Annotated in this window: 10 protein-coding genes, 1 tRNA gene, 1 rRNA gene and 1 pseudogene; 4 read left to right on the forward strand and 9 right to left on the reverse strand. The window is 41.6% G+C overall.

The genetic code is table 11. The features are described 5' to 3' along the window. Positions 1-152: 152 nt before the first annotated feature. A pseudogene (locus AACL30_RS08400) lies at positions 153-2,333 on the reverse strand (Tex family protein); the annotation flags it as partial. A 406-nt stretch (positions 2,334-2,739) separates the two neighbouring features. Between AACL30_RS08400 and ompR the strand changes: the two are divergent. From ompR to gltS, 3 genes are all read left to right on the forward strand, one after another. After that, on the forward strand, positions 2,740-3,459 hold the full coding sequence (ompR, locus tag AACL30_RS08405) for a two-component system response regulator OmpR (protein WP_339058349.1): 720 nt from the start codon (positions 2,740-2,742) through the stop codon (positions 3,457-3,459). Continuing rightward, the gene (envZ, locus tag AACL30_RS08410) at positions 3,456-4,790 is read left to right on the forward strand and encodes a two-component system sensor histidine kinase EnvZ (RefSeq protein ID WP_339058350.1); all 1,335 of its coding nucleotides are present in this window, start codon (positions 3,456-3,458) and stop codon (positions 4,788-4,790) included. The genes ompR and envZ overlap by 4 nt, the downstream gene beginning before the upstream one ends. 69 nt (positions 4,791-4,859) lie before the next feature. Next, the gene (gene gltS, locus AACL30_RS08415; protein WP_339058351.1) at positions 4,860-6,071 is read left to right on the forward strand and encodes a sodium/glutamate symporter; all 1,212 of its coding nucleotides are present in this window, start codon (positions 4,860-4,862) and stop codon (positions 6,069-6,071) included. A 129-nt stretch (positions 6,072-6,200) separates the two neighbouring features. Here the strand turns inward: gltS and recG are convergent, their stop codons facing one another. From recG to gmk, 6 genes are all read right to left on the reverse strand, one after another. Next, positions 6,201-8,294 carry an ATP-dependent DNA helicase RecG gene (recG, locus tag AACL30_RS08420; RefSeq protein ID WP_339058352.1) on the reverse strand — a complete coding sequence of 698 codons (2,094 nt, stop codon included), beginning with the start codon at positions 8,292-8,294 and terminating at the stop codon, positions 6,201-6,203. Between the two features lie 135 nt (positions 8,295-8,429). Next, on the reverse strand, positions 8,430-8,555 hold the full coding sequence (locus tag AACL30_RS08425; RefSeq protein WP_339058353.1) for a hypothetical protein: 126 nt from the start codon (positions 8,553-8,555) through the stop codon (positions 8,430-8,432). 48 nt (positions 8,556-8,603) lie between these two features. Further along, positions 8,604-10,712, reverse strand: coding sequence for a bifunctional GTP diphosphokinase/guanosine-3',5'-bis pyrophosphate 3'-pyrophosphohydrolase (gene spoT, locus AACL30_RS08430; protein ID WP_339058354.1), 2,109 nt, complete (start codon positions 10,710-10,712; stop codon positions 8,604-8,606). 12 nt (positions 10,713-10,724) lie between these two features. After that, positions 10,725-10,994 carry a DNA-directed RNA polymerase subunit omega gene (gene rpoZ / locus AACL30_RS08435; RefSeq protein WP_339058355.1) on the reverse strand — a complete coding sequence of 90 codons (270 nt, stop codon included), beginning with the start codon at positions 10,992-10,994 and terminating at the stop codon, positions 10,725-10,727. Beyond that, positions 10,964-11,113 carry a hypothetical protein gene (locus AACL30_RS08440; RefSeq protein ID WP_339058356.1) on the reverse strand — a complete coding sequence of 50 codons (150 nt, stop codon included), beginning with the start codon at positions 11,111-11,113 and terminating at the stop codon, positions 10,964-10,966. The genes rpoZ and AACL30_RS08440 overlap by 31 nt, the downstream gene beginning before the upstream one ends. A gap of 316 nt (positions 11,114-11,429) precedes the next feature. Continuing rightward, positions 11,430-12,164 (reverse strand): guanylate kinase, encoded by a 735-nt coding sequence (gmk, locus tag AACL30_RS08445; protein ID WP_339058357.1) that lies wholly within the window; start codon positions 12,162-12,164, stop codon positions 11,430-11,432. A gap of 274 nt (positions 12,165-12,438) precedes the next feature. Between gmk and pgi the strand changes: the two genes are divergently transcribed. Beyond that, positions 12,439-14,100 carry a glucose-6-phosphate isomerase gene (gene pgi, locus AACL30_RS08450; protein WP_339058358.1) on the forward strand — a complete coding sequence of 554 codons (1,662 nt, stop codon included), beginning with the start codon at positions 12,439-12,441 and terminating at the stop codon, positions 14,098-14,100. Between the two features lie 208 nt (positions 14,101-14,308). Here the strand turns inward: pgi and AACL30_RS08455 are convergent. Further along, positions 14,309-14,385 (reverse strand) — tRNA-Asp (locus AACL30_RS08455). Between the two features lie 64 nt (positions 14,386-14,449). Beyond that, a 5S ribosomal RNA gene (gene rrf / locus AACL30_RS08460) occupies positions 14,450-14,565 on the reverse strand. Positions 14,566-14,618: the final 53 nt, after the last annotated feature.

Below are 14,618 nucleotides of genomic sequence, written 5' to 3' on the forward strand. Positions count from 1 at the left end.
CACAGCAACCGCTGTATACTGTACATATGAGTATATGAGGATTGCAAGCAACCGCGCAACGCAGAAACTCACACCACACCACACCGTAAGTTATGCAAACAGTCCTAAAGTATCAGCGAACACAAAAGATTTCGAACAGGCTCTAGTAGCTAATCACTTAACCGCATAGTCAAAGCAATACGCTTGCGTTGTAAATCGATAGTGACAACCTTAACCCTAACCACATCACCGGTTTTAACTATTTTATGGGGATCATCAACAAATTTATCTGCCAGTGACGAAATGTGCACTAAACCATCCTGATGTACACCAACATCAACAAAGGCACCAAAATTAGTGACATTGGTCACAGTACCTTCTAATGTCATACCCACTAGCAAGTCGTTAATCGTTTCAACACCTTCAATAAAAGTCACCGTTTTGAATTCAGGTCGCGGATCACGGCCTGGTTTTTCTAACTCTTTCAAAATATCGGTGATAGTGGGAACCCCGAATCGGGCAGTGATAAAGTTTTCAGCATGTAAATTACGCAGAGCACAGGTATTCCCCATAATGTCTTGTAGCGATTTTTCGGTCACTGCCAAAATATGTTGCACGACTGGATAGGTTTCTGGATGCACGGTTGAAGCGTCTAGAGGATTATCGCCATGATTAATACGAAGAAAACCAGCACACTGCTCAAAGGATTTTGCTCCTAGGCGATTAACCGTCAGTAACTGCTGCCGATTCTGGAAACGACCATGCTCATCACGCCAATTGACAATATTCTGTGCCATCATTTTCGTCAGACCGGCTACACGAGTCAGCAATGGAACTGAGGCAGTATTTAAATCAACTCCAACAGCATTTACGCAGTCCTCTACCACAGTATCAAGTTTTTTAGCAAGTTGACTTTGGCTAACATCATGCTGATATTGGCCAACACCAATAGATTTTGGGTCAATTTTGACTAATTCGGCCAGGGGATCTTGCAAACGACGAGCAATAGATACGGCACCACGGATAGCAACATCAAGATGTGGAAATTCAAGGCTCGCTAGCTCTGACGCCGAATACACCGAAGCACCCGCTTCACTGACAATCACTTTTGGCGCAGTGACCTCTGGGTAATCTTTTTGCAATTGGTCATAAAACCGTGCTGTCTCGCGTGAAGCGGTGCCGTTGCCAATGGTGACCAATTCAACTTGGTATTTAATACATAAAGCCGCTACGCTGGCAGCCGCTTTAGCGGCTTGGCCTGTGTGTGGATAGATAGTATCAGTCGCAACCAATTTGCCGGTAGCATCGACCACCGCCACTTTAACTCCAGTACGTAAACCAGGATCAAGCCCCATAGTAACGCGCATTCCAGCCGGCGCTGCCATCAATAAATCTTGCAGATTACGAGCAAATACCTGGATGGCTTCCTCTTCCGCCCGCTCTCGTACCGTATTCATTAACTCAGTTTCTAGATGGGGAAATATTTTAAGCCGCCAAGTCCAATTGACGACTGCTGTACGCCAACTATCAGCAGGCGCGTTATGCAAACGTAAATTCAGATGGTCGACAATAATTTGTTCTCCCCGACTCATTTTAACCGTTTGCCCAACTAATTTGCTGCTAGATTGAAGATCAGCATTCAATCCCAATTGTAACCACCCCTCATTACGCCCCCTAAGCATTGCCAGAGCACGATGGGATGGCACGCTAGCAATCGGCTCATGGTGATCGAAATAATCACGAAATTTAGCGCCTTCTTGCTCTTTACCCTCAATGACTTTAGCCACCAGATGTGCGTTTTTCCACAAATACTGACGTACCTTTGTCAGCAAGCCGGCATCTTGGGCAAAACGCTCCATCAGAATATAACGCGCACCATCCAACGCTGCTTTACTATCGAGCACACCCTTGTCAATATCCACATAATCACTAGCAAGTTGCTCTGGATGCTGTTGAGGATCGCTCCACAAACTGTCAGCCAAGGGTTCTAAACCCGCTTCAAGTGCAAGCTTCCCACGAGTATGACGTTTCGGTTTATAGGGCAGATACAAGTCTTCTAATTCAGTTTTACTTATCGCCAGGTTAATATTCGAGGCCAGTTGTGTGTTAAGCTTACCTTGTTCTTCAATCGACTTTAAAATGATTTGACGGCGCTCTTCTAATTCACGTAAATAACCAAGACGATGCTCTAACTGACGTAATTGGCTATCATCCAAACTACCCGTTACTTCTTTACGATATCGAGCAATAAAAGGCACAGTATTACCTTCATCAAGCAAATGAATCGCGGAGATAACTTGCTCTGATCTGGCCTTTATTTCGTTTGCAATAATAGGGATAAAAGGGTTATTCATAGGATCAACTATTAGTTTTTATCAGTGATAAGAAAAAATGACTAAAAAACTATTCAAAATCTTTTGTACGTGCTAAAGAAAATTTAGAATAAGTGCTAAGGGCGATTAAAAGCGATGTAAATTTTAATTATTTAGGCAAGTTATCTGATCTTAGATTTTCAAACTCCCATAAACAAATAATACTTTATCTGAATCATTTATTTTTTCAAAATCTTTAATCTAATTTTCAAAACACTTGACGTTTTTGCATTAAAAAGTCGGTATTATGTTTCGATCCTCAGATTTAATCAGTATTAAAACAATTTTTGTAACAATTTAGTTTGAGAGATATAGTATAAACAGTTGTCTGTTAGATGGGTTTTTCTAACAATACAACACCAGTGATAAGTTTTGGGAATCATACAAAATGCAAGAGAATCACAAAATCTTAGTTATCGATGATGATATGCGTCTACGAGCGCTTTTGGAACGTTATCTGACTGAGCAAGGTTTCCAAGTTCGCAGTGTCGCCAATGCTGAACAAATGGATCGCTTGCTGGCTCGAGAATCATTTCATTTGCTGGTACTGGATTTAATGCTACCAGGAGAAGATGGTTTATCTATTTGTAGGCGTTTACATAATCAAAATAATCCGATACCCATTATTATGGTTACCGCTAAGGGAGAAGATGTGGATCGTGTCGTTGGCTTAGAGATTGGTGCCGATGACTATATGCCAAAACCTTTTAACCCTCGTGAATTATTAGCTCGCATCCGAGCGGTATTGCGCCGCCAAATGAATGAGCTACCAGGCGCACCATCACAAGAAGAAGCCATTATCAGCTTTGGCCAGTTCAAGCTTAATCTTGGAACCCGTGAGATGTTTCGTGACGACGATCTCATGTCACTAACGAGTGGTGAGTTTGCCGTATTGAAAGCACTTGTTAGTCATCCCCGAGATCCCCTGTCTCGTGATAAATTAATGAACTTAGCACGAGGGCGTGAATACAGTGCAATGGAACGTTCGATCGATGTACAAATCTCACGTCTACGCCGTATGATAGAAGTTGAGCCTGCACGCCCACGTTATCTTCAAACAGTTTGGGGATTAGGCTACGTATTTGTGCCGGACGGCAACAGTGTATGAAGCGATGGTGCTTTTCTCCACGCAGTTCATTTGCACGTACTTTATTACTGATTGTGATCCTGCTACTTGTTAGCATGGCTACAACCTACTGGGTAATCTTGAATTTTGCTATTTTACCTAGCTTGCAACAATTTAATAAAGTATTAGCCTATGAAATTCGGATGCTCATGACCGATCGGCTGCAACTGGAAGATGGTACGCTCATTGAAGTTCCAGCGGATTTTCGGCGTGAAGTTTATCGTGAATTAGGCATCTCTCTTTATACCAATATTGCTGCAGAGGAAAATGGCTTGCGCTGGGCGCAATACTATCAATTTCTTAGCGACCAAATGACTCAACAATTGAGAGGCTCCACAGAAGTAAGGATTGAACTTGATAAAAATTCTCCTGTGGTTTGGCTTAAAACCTGGTTAGCGCCCGATATTTGGATAAGAGTACCCTTAACTGAGATACATCAGAGTAATTTTTCACCTCTTTTCCGCTATACATTGGTCATTATATTACTGGCCGTTGGTGGAGCCTGGTTATTTATCCATCTACAAAACCGCCCACTGGTAGAATTGGAGCATGCTGCGTTTCAAGTAGGAAAAGGAATCATCCCCCCCCCATTACGCGAATATGGTGCATCAGAGGTGCGCTCTGTTACCCGTGCTTTTAATCAAATGGTAGCGAACGTTAAACTGTTATCAGGGGATAGAACATTACTGATAGCAGGTGTTAGCCATGATTTGTGTACGCCTTTAACACGTATCCGATTGGCCACAGAAATGATGAGTCAGCAAGATGCTTCTCTTGCTGACTCGATCAATAAAGATATCGAAGAATGCAACGCTATCATTGAACAATTTATTGATTACCTCCGCACCGGACAAGAAATATTAACAGAAACTACTGATCTTAATTTTATTCTAGCTGAAGTGATTGCAGCTGAAAGTGGCTATGAACAGGTGATAGAAACCAAGCTATCAAATGATAAATTGAGAGTAAATGTCGATCCGCTGTCTATCAAGCGCGCTCTAGCAAATATGATCACCAACGCCGCACACTATGGTAATGGTTGGATAAAGGTAAGCAGTGGCGATGAACCACAGCACGTTTGGTTTCAAGTTGAAGATGATGGCCCTGGTATTGAAGCGAATGACTTACCTAATTTACTTCAACCTTTCGTTCGAGGAAATAGCGCCCGCACTAACAGCGGTAGCGGACTAGGATTGTCTATTATACAGCGAATTATTAACTCTCATGATGGATCATTAGCTATCAACAAGAGTGAACGGGGAGGTTTAAAAATTCGTGCCTATATCCCTAAAACTACTACGAAATTGTCATGAGTAGGATCACAGACCCATTATTTTTTAAAGGTTAGATTCTTATAAAATAGCTTTGTATGGAGTACCAGGATGTTTCATCTCGATATCTATGGGACGTTAGTCTCCGCTACACTCGTCCTCTTATTAGGGCGAAAGCTCGTTAAATCGGTTCCTTTACTACAAAGATACACTATCCCGGAACCCGTAGCCGGGGGCTTATTAATAGCATTATTACTATTATTGATACAGCAAGTCTGGGGTTGGGAAATCCGTTTTGATATGTCATTGAAAGATCCTCTCATGCTAACGTTTTTTGCCACCATTGGTTTAAATGCCAATCTTGCCAGTTTACGTCATGGCGGTAGCTCATTAATTTACTTTATTTTTATCGTTATTGGGCTATTGTTCATGCAAAATGCTATTGGGATCGCACTGGCTAAAATGATGGGATTAGATCCATTAATGGGATTATTAGCAGGATCCATCACGTTATCTGGAGGGCATGGAACAGGAGCCGCATGGAGTAAATTATTTATCGAACGTTATGGATTTGAAAATGCGACCGAAGTTGCTATGGCATGTGCTACTTTCGGTCTCATATTAGGTGGATTGGTAGGAGGTCCCGTCGCTCGTTATTTAGTTAAAAATTCATCGTCTCCTGAAGGTAGCCCTGATGATAGTCAATTACCATCCGCATTTGAAAAACCCTACACCGGTCGTCTCATTACCCCCTTAGTGATGTTAGAAACCATCGCCATGATCGCTATTTGCTTAACAGCCGGTAATTTTATTGCAGACCTATTAAAAAAATCAGCGTTTGAGTTACCAACTTTTGTTTGTGTATTATTTGTCGGTGTTATTTTAAGTAATAGCCTCGCGGTGCTCGGATTTTATAAGGTGTTTGATCGCGCGGTATCCGTATTAGGAAATGTTAGCTTATCGTTGTTTCTAGCAATGGCATTAATGAGCTTAAAATTATGGGAATTGGTCTCACTTGCTTTACCCATGTTAACTATTTTGATAGTACAAACTTTAGCCATGGCGCTTTATGCCATTTTTGTCACCTATCGGGTAATGGGAAAAAATTATGATGCCGCAGTATTAGCAGCTGGACACTGCGGCTTTGGTTTAGGCGCCACACCGACGGCTATTGCCAACATGCAGGCCATTACTGATCGTTTCGGCCCTTCTCATCTTGCTTTCTTGGTGGTTCCCATGGTTGGCGCTTTCTTTATTGATATCGCCAATGCACTTGTTATTAAGCTTTATTTATTGTTACTACTGTTTCCACAGACAGTATAGCCTTTGCCTTTGATGTTGGCTGCGAGCCCTCGCTCTCATGGTATGTCCACGCTCATCGGTCGGTCGCCCTGGCCGCTTAGCGGCAACTTCAAAGACGAAGGGTATATATGATCACCGTTAACAATTTATTCAAGCGTTAGTGTATCGCCTTTTCTCTGGCAACCAACGCTCAATTAACGCGGCGGCTTGCTCAGGGTATTTCTGATGCAAATGGCGAGCAATACGTTGTACTTCAGGTAAGATATCTTGATCTCTTAGTAAATCAGCAACTTTAAATTCTGTGCCACCCGTTTGCCGGGTACCCAGTAATTCACCAGGCCCCCGTATTTCCAAATCTCGCTGAGCGATAACAAAACCATCATTACTCTCACGCAGTACTTGTAAACGCATCTGTACCGTTTTAGTTAACGGTGTCTTATACAACAATACACAGTGTGATGCTGTGCTTCCTCGCCCTACCCTTCCCCGTAACTGATGCAATTGCGCCAAACCGAGACGCTCTGGATTATCAATAATCATCAAGCTCGCATTCGGAACGTCTACCCCAACTTCAATCACCGTAGTTGCGATTAATAATTGCAATTCACCTTGTTTAAACGCCTGCATAACAGCCTGCTTTTCTTGTGCTGTCATTCGGCCATGTATCAAACCCAATTTCACATCCACCAGCGTAACCTGTAACTCTGCATAGGTTACTGCTGCAGCTTGAGCTTCTAGTAGTTCTGATTCTTCAATTAAAGTACATACCCAATATACCTGACGACCTTCTTCAAGACAGGCATGTTTGATGCGCTGCATAACATCATCACGGCGGGTATCTGGAATAGCAACTGTGCTAATCGGTGTTCTCCCCGGGGGGAGTTCATCAATGATTGAAATATCTAAATCAGCGTAGGCAGTCATGGCCAATGTTCGTGGAATAGGCGTAGCCGTCATAATGAGTTGATGGGGATGAAAACCTTGCTGTTTACCTTTTTCCCATAATGCCAAGCGTTGATGGACACCAAATCGGTGTTGTTCATCAATAATCACCAGAGCCAATTTAGAAAATCGTACCTGTTGCTGAAAAATAGCGTGGGTTCCCACCACCATTGAAACCTGCCCTTTTGCTACTGCTTCCTGTTGAATTAAGCGTATTTTGCCTTTCTGCTTACCCGCTAACCAACCGACAGAGATGCTAAGAGGCTCAAACCATTGCCGAAAAGTTTCTAAATGTTGCTCTGCTAGCAATTCAGTCGGCGCCATTAAAGCAACTTGTTTACCCTGAGCAATAGCACGTAATGCAGCTAACGCCGCGACCAATGTTTTTCCCGATCCAACATCACCTTGAATCAATCGCATCATAGGGAAAGTACGCAGCAAATCTTGCTCAATTTCATCAACTACTCGTTGCTGTGCATGGGTAGGATGAAAAGGAAGTGCCGCCAAAAAACGGGCTTTTAAAGTATCATGAGATACTGTGGAAGGAGGCAAAGGTTGCGCCTGATAATTTTTCGCTCCTGCTCGAGCAGCTAACATACTGAGATTATGGGCTAATAATTCTTCTAAAATCAAACGGCGCTGTGCTGGATGTTGTCCCTTTTCTAAATCAATTAATGAAATATCAGCAGAAGGTCGATGAAGTGTATGTATCGCCGTAGACAAACTGACGAAAGAATCACACACTTCAACAGGTAACAATTCAGCGATAGTAGAAGTATCCAGCAAATTAAGCGCCTGATTAATAAGATTACGTAACGTGCTCTGGCGCAAACCCTCAGTGCTAGTGTAAACCGGAGTCAACGAATATTGTAACCTGATCCCCTTGTCTTCATCATAAGTACGATATTCTGGATGAATAATCTCTAATCCATTTCTGCCTTGCTTCACTTCACCATAAGCAACGATATGCTTACCAGCGGATAAACTATTCTTCATCGGAGTGTTAAAGTTGAAAAAGCGTAGAATAACGACACCACTACCATCATCAAGTTGAGATGTCAGCATGGCTCGCCGTCCTGAACTGATTTCAGAAGATAATATTTTACCCGCAATGGTTACCGTTAAACCAGGAAGCAAGTCAGTAATGCGATACAGATGGGTGCGATCTTCATAGCGAAGTGGTAAATGCAGTAGCAGATCTTGGACGGTTTCCAGCCCTATTTTGGTTAGCTTGGCGGCCTGACTTGCGCCAACGCCGGTAAGTGAACTCAGTGGCACGGTATCGAGCAAACGGCCTTTCATAGTTGAGCCTCCGCGGCCGACAGGGCAATATTTTACGAAAATTTAAACATATGGCCGAATCAGTGTAATTTGATTCAAGGGAAGGAGCACAAATAGTACAAATAGTACGGTAAGCGGCGACAACACAGAATCAAATTAAAATGATTTGACTATATACCCTTCGCCTTTGAAGCCGCCGCGTTGTTGGCTGCGAGCCCTCGCCCTCATAGTATGTCCACGCTCGTCGGGTCTCACGCCCTGGCCTCCTAGCGGCAACTTCACAGACAAAGGCCATAGCATCGCCAAGTCAATAATATCAATCAATAACAATTAATTACGATTCCGACTTACTTTAACGACATCAGGCATAATACGAATTTTACGCATAATATTGGCCAAATGAACACGATTACGAATGGTCAAACGAATAAATGCACTGTAAATTCGTCCATCTTTTTCTTCAGTATTCAAGCCCTGAATATTAGATTGTGCAGCATTAATCACACTGGTCAAATTAGCCCACACGCCTTGTTGATTAAACATTTCAACCTTAATCTCAGTAATAAATTCCTGCTCACTGTATTTATCCCATTCTACCGCCATAAACTTTTCGGGTTCTTTCTGGTAACCACGAATATTACGACATGATTCATGATGGATCACTAAACCTTTACCAGGACTAATATGTGCAATAATGGGATCACCTGGAATAGGGCGGCAACATTTCGCAAAGGTAACAAGCACACCATTAGCATTTTTGATGGGCAATTTTCGGTTACCTGACACGCCAATATTAACAGCGTCACCTTCCAAATTTTTAGCTATTACCACGCTCATGGCGTTACCCAAACCAATTTCTGCCAGCAGATCATCTATCGATGCCAATTTCATCCTATCCAATTCTTTCTGTATATTTTTAGCTGGAATATCAACCAATTTACGCCCACAACCTAACGCATGATGGAGTAAACGACGGCCAAGGCAAATAGATTCATCACGTTTAAGATTTTTTAGTAATTGGCGAATTTTGGCTCGCGCTTTTGAACTAACGACAAAATTGAGCCAAGCTGCATTAGGACGCGCACCAGGAGCAGTAATAATTTCGACTGTTTGACCACTATTAAGCGATTGAGATAATGGATAAGGTTGACGATCAACCCTTGAGCCTACGCAAGCATTACCAATATCCGTATGCACTGCGTAGGCAAAATCTACTGGAGTAGCGTTGGCAGGTAACTCTACGATTTTACCTTCAGGAGTGAAGACATAAATTTCATCAGGAAACAAATCAGATTTAACGCTTTCAATAAATTCAAATGAGCTACCAGCACTTTGCTGTAATTCGAGCAGACTTTGCATCCAACGTTGGGCACGAATTTGAGCGGTAGTACCTAATCCATTTTGGGTTCTTGCCTTATATGCCCAATGGGCAGCAACCCCCATTTCTGCCATTTGATCCATATCTTCAGTGCGAATTTGTACTTCAACAGGAACACCGTGAGGACCAATTAAAGAAGAATGCAAAGATTGATAACCATTAGCTTTCGGTATCGCAATATAATCTTTTATCCTGCCAGGCCGAGGTTTATACAAGCTATGCATCTGCCCCAAAACCCGATAGCAAGTATCAATCTCTTTTACTGTGATACGAAAAGCATAAATATCCATGATAGAGTGAAAGCGCTGCTCTTTTAGATTCATCTTACAGTAGATCGAATAGAGATGTTTTTCACGCCCTATGACTCGGCAAGGAATATTGACCTCGGTCAAACGCCCTTTAATTTCTGAAAGAATTTTCTGAATCATTTCTTTACGATTACCACGAGCCGCTTTCACGACTTCTTTAATAACGCGATAACGATTCGGATAAAGCGCTTCAAAACCTAATTCTTCCAACTCTATTTTTAAATGATGTATTCCCAACCTATGCGCTAACGGACTATAAATTTCGAGCGTTTCACGGGCAATTCGTCGCCGTTTATCCGGGCGCAAAGAATGTAAAGTACGCATATTGTGTGTACGATCAGCCAATTTAATTAAAATGACACGGATATCCTGCACCATCGCCATAATCATTTTACGAAAATTTTCTGCCTGAGCCTCTCTTCTATCACGAAAAGTCAGCTTATCCAGTTTTGAAACACCTTCAACTAACTCAGCTACGCTTTTACCAAATAGTTGTTCCATATCATGATATGTTACTGAAGTATCTTCAATGACATCATGTAACAATGCCGCCATCAGCGTTTCGTAATCAAGACGCATCTCCGCTAAAATACAAGCCACCGCAACAGGATGAGTAATATAAGGCTCTCCACTAGAGCGAGCTTGACCCTGATGAGCATCACGCGCAACACAATACGCCTGTTTGAGACGTTTAATTTGTTCTTCCGGTAAATAACGTTGAATCAATGGATCCAAACTTGCGAACAAATCCAAAACAAACTCACATTAAAGGCTAGTATTATAATTTTCATTGAAAGAAATCATTTGACTCCCTTCGCGTTCCTGACGTTCTAAACCATCAAGAATGGCATTATTAATCAGCCCCGCTTCAATTTCACGCAAAGCCGTCACAGTAACTTTATCGTTTTCTTCCGGTACCAGTGATCCCCTTCCCCTAGCCTGTTGAAGTTGACGCGCACGGCGAGCAGCGACTAATACTAAATCAAAACGATTACCAATTTTTTCTACAGCGTCTTGAACAGTAACTCGTGCCATAATGTGTTGCTCCATATAAAAGTAATTAGATAACAGGACATGATATACCCTTCGCCTTTCAAGTTACGGCTTTGTTGTCTGCGGGTGCTCGCCTCATCAGGTAGCATATCTACGTTCATCGGTCAGTCGCCCTTGCCGCCTTGCCGTAACTCGAAATTCATTGGGTATATACTGCTTGCTGTCCGAGAAAGTGAAAGCGCCGGCTTTAAAAGCGGGTACTTTTTCGTAATGAAATTATACAATTCCCACGTTAGAGATAATAAATTACACCGTTAGTGTTGAAAAATACCTTGTCTTTTACCACATTAAAGCTTTTCGACGTACCGCTTATCTTCACAACGCTACACTAAAATACTAAATCAATTTCGTTAATATTTCATTTTTAAAGAATTTACTACTTTACGGGCGCTTATGCTCAACCTGAACTAGCCGATTTTATTGTCTTGGCTCTCTGCCCGTTAATTTCTCTATCAAAGTAGCATAATGTTCTTTTTGTCGATTTAAATGCAATCTCTCAGCACAAATAATCGCCCGTAAATCAGATAATGCTACGTCAAATTTATCATTTATAATTAAATAATCATATTCCACACAGTGACTCATCTCAGAGACAGCTTGTGCCATACGTTTAGCGATAATTTCTTCGCTATCCTGAGCACGCTGACGTAATCGGCGATACAATTCCTCTTCTGAAGGAGGCAAGATAAAAATACTGCGCGCATCCGGCTTCTTCAAGCGAACGTTCCGAGCACCTTGCCAATCAATATCTAAAAAAACATCGATCCCATTTGACAAATTTTGCTCGACTACAGCAGCTGCAGTACCATAATAATTTCCAAATACCTTTGCCCATTCGAGAAAAGCATCGTTATCGATCATCTGAGAAAAATCTTTTTCAGAAATGAAGAAATAATGCTCCCCATGCTTTTCCTCCGCACGTTTTGCACGTGTCGTGTGCGAAATAGAAACCTGCATATTACATAACGAACGGCTGCCATCAACAGCAATTTTAGCTGAAGTTTGTGCTCTTTGTTGTTCGTCATCTGATTGCGCTACCCCAAGATCTCTAGCAACAGTATCTAAAGATTGGGTTTGTAATAACGCCTCAATCAGGCTTGATTTACCCGCGCCACTCGGCGCTGAAACAATATAAAGCGTACCTTGAGTCATGATGATTTTTCAATTAATTTATTAAAATACAGTAATTTATCTATATAAAGCAGAGAGAATACTGCTTATCACTAAAAGATATCAATACTATAACGCCTTATTAGTCTATTTTGCGAACTGTGTTCAATAATGAAAATTTGTTGCTGAGTTACTCAAAGGATCCCTGTTAATCTGCAAAATTGATCATCATCAAGTTACCACCACTAAAATTAACAAGGTATTATATAATCAAAAAATTATTTCCATTCATCTTTTTACCTAGGAAAATCGCATTATGAAAAATATTAACCCAAGTAAAACCAAAGCTTGGAAAGCATTACAGCAACATCTTGAAGAAATGAAAAAAATTCATATCCGTGATCTCTTTAAAGAAAATCCGAAACGGTTTACCCAATTTTCTATCACCATAGACGATAATATGTTGGTAGATTATTCGAAAAATCGCATTAACGCTGAAACCATGGAAAAATTACAGGCATTAGCAACAGAAATACATCTGAAAGATGCAATCAACTCAATGTTTAGCGGCGAAAAAATCAATCGTACAGAAAATCGGGCGGTCTTACATATCGCTTTGCGCAACCGTGGTAATCGTCCTGTTTTACTGGATGGCAAAGATGTAATGCCAGAAGTGAATAAAGTACTGGAGAGAATGGAAGAGTTCTGTAAGTGTGTTATCGAAGGAGAGTGGAAAGGCTATAGTGGCAAGGCGATTACGGATGTAGTCAATATTGGCATCGGCGGCTCAGATCTGGGTCCTTATATGGTAACCGAAGCATTAGCACACGATAAAAATCATCTACACATGCATTTTGTTTCTAATATTGATGGCACTCATATTATCGAGACATTAAAAAAGCTTAACCCTGAAACCACTTTATTTTTAATCGCATCGAAAACATTCACCACGCAAGAAACCATGACCAACGCTCATAGTGCTCGCGAGTGGTTACTAAAAACTGCCAAAGAAAAAAGCGATATCGCCAAACATTTCGTCGCATTATCGACTAATAGCGAAGCTGTCAGTAAATTTGGTATTGATACAAAAAATATGTTCGAGTTTTGGGATTGGGTTGGCGGACGCTACTCCCTATGGTCAGCTGTTGGTTTATCTATCGCACTGTCAATCGGTTTTGAGAATTTCAAAAATTTACTGGAAGGCGCCCATGCAATGGATAAGCATTTTAAAGACGCTCCAGCAGAAAAAAACGCACCCGTTCTACTGGCATTAATCGGCATCTGGTACAACAATTTTTTTGGCGCGGAAACTGAAGCTATTTTGCCATACGATCAATATATGCATCGTTTTCCTGCCTATTGCCAGCAGGGAAATATGGAATCTAATGGCAAATGTGTTGATCGGGACGGTAAAAGGGTAACTTATCAGACCGGCCCGATTATATGGGGAGAGCCGGGGACTAATGGTCAACATGCCTTTTACCAGCTGATTCATCAAGGTACTAAAATGATCCCTTGTGATTTTATTGCCCCTGCTATCAGCCATAATCCATTAAATAATCATCATGATATATTATTATCAAATTTCTTTGCTCAAACTGAAGCACTCGCATTTGGTAAAACCCGCTCCGAAGAAATCGAAGTAGAAAAAAAAACGACCTCTACAGATAAAAAACCAGAACAAATTACAGAGGTCATACCATGCAAGGAATTCGAAGGAAATAAGCCGACTAACTCAATCTTACTACGTGAGATCAACCCCTTTAACCTAGGAATGTTAATCGCACTATACGAGCATAAAATTTTTACCCAGGGAGCAATTTTAAATATTTTTAGTTTTGATCAATGGGGAGTAGAACTCGGTAAACAGCTTGCGAATAATATCTTACCTGAATTGCGGAATACTGAAGAAATATCCACCCATGACAGCTCAACAAATGCTTTAATCAACCAATTTAAAAAATGGCGCAAAAATTAATATCTACCAATCTCAAACATAAATCACTTCAATATCATGCACAGATCGGCTCTCAATTGACAGAGCCGAAACATCGAAGATCTCACTTACATTTAAAAAAACAAATTTGAAATTTTCATTTGTGCACGCTAACAAAAATAAAAAAATCGTTAACGAAAAGAAAAGTCTATATACGAATAATTGAGCATAAGGAAGGAAGAAATTTAGGTGGCGGTGCGGACGGGGTTCGAACCCGCGACCCCCGGCGTGACAGGCCGGTATTCTAACCAGCTGAACTACCGCACCACCGATTTTTTGATTTTCGAGAAAAAGGCCTCTGGCATTGAACAAGAGGCTTGTGGTATTGGGTGCCTGGCGGTGACCGACTCTCACATGGGGAGACCCCACACTACCATAGGCGCAACGGTGTTTCACTGCTGAGTTCGGAATGGGCTCAGGTGGTGCCACCGCGCTATAGCCGCCAGGCAAATTCTGTATGCTGCGTACACAGCTAATCTGTTAACAAGCGCGTAAACCAA

This window comes from Candidatus Regiella endosymbiont of Tuberolachnus salignus, assembly GCF_964020115.1.
GTDB classification, from domain to species: Bacteria; Pseudomonadota; Gammaproteobacteria; order Enterobacterales; family Enterobacteriaceae; genus Regiella; species Regiella insecticola.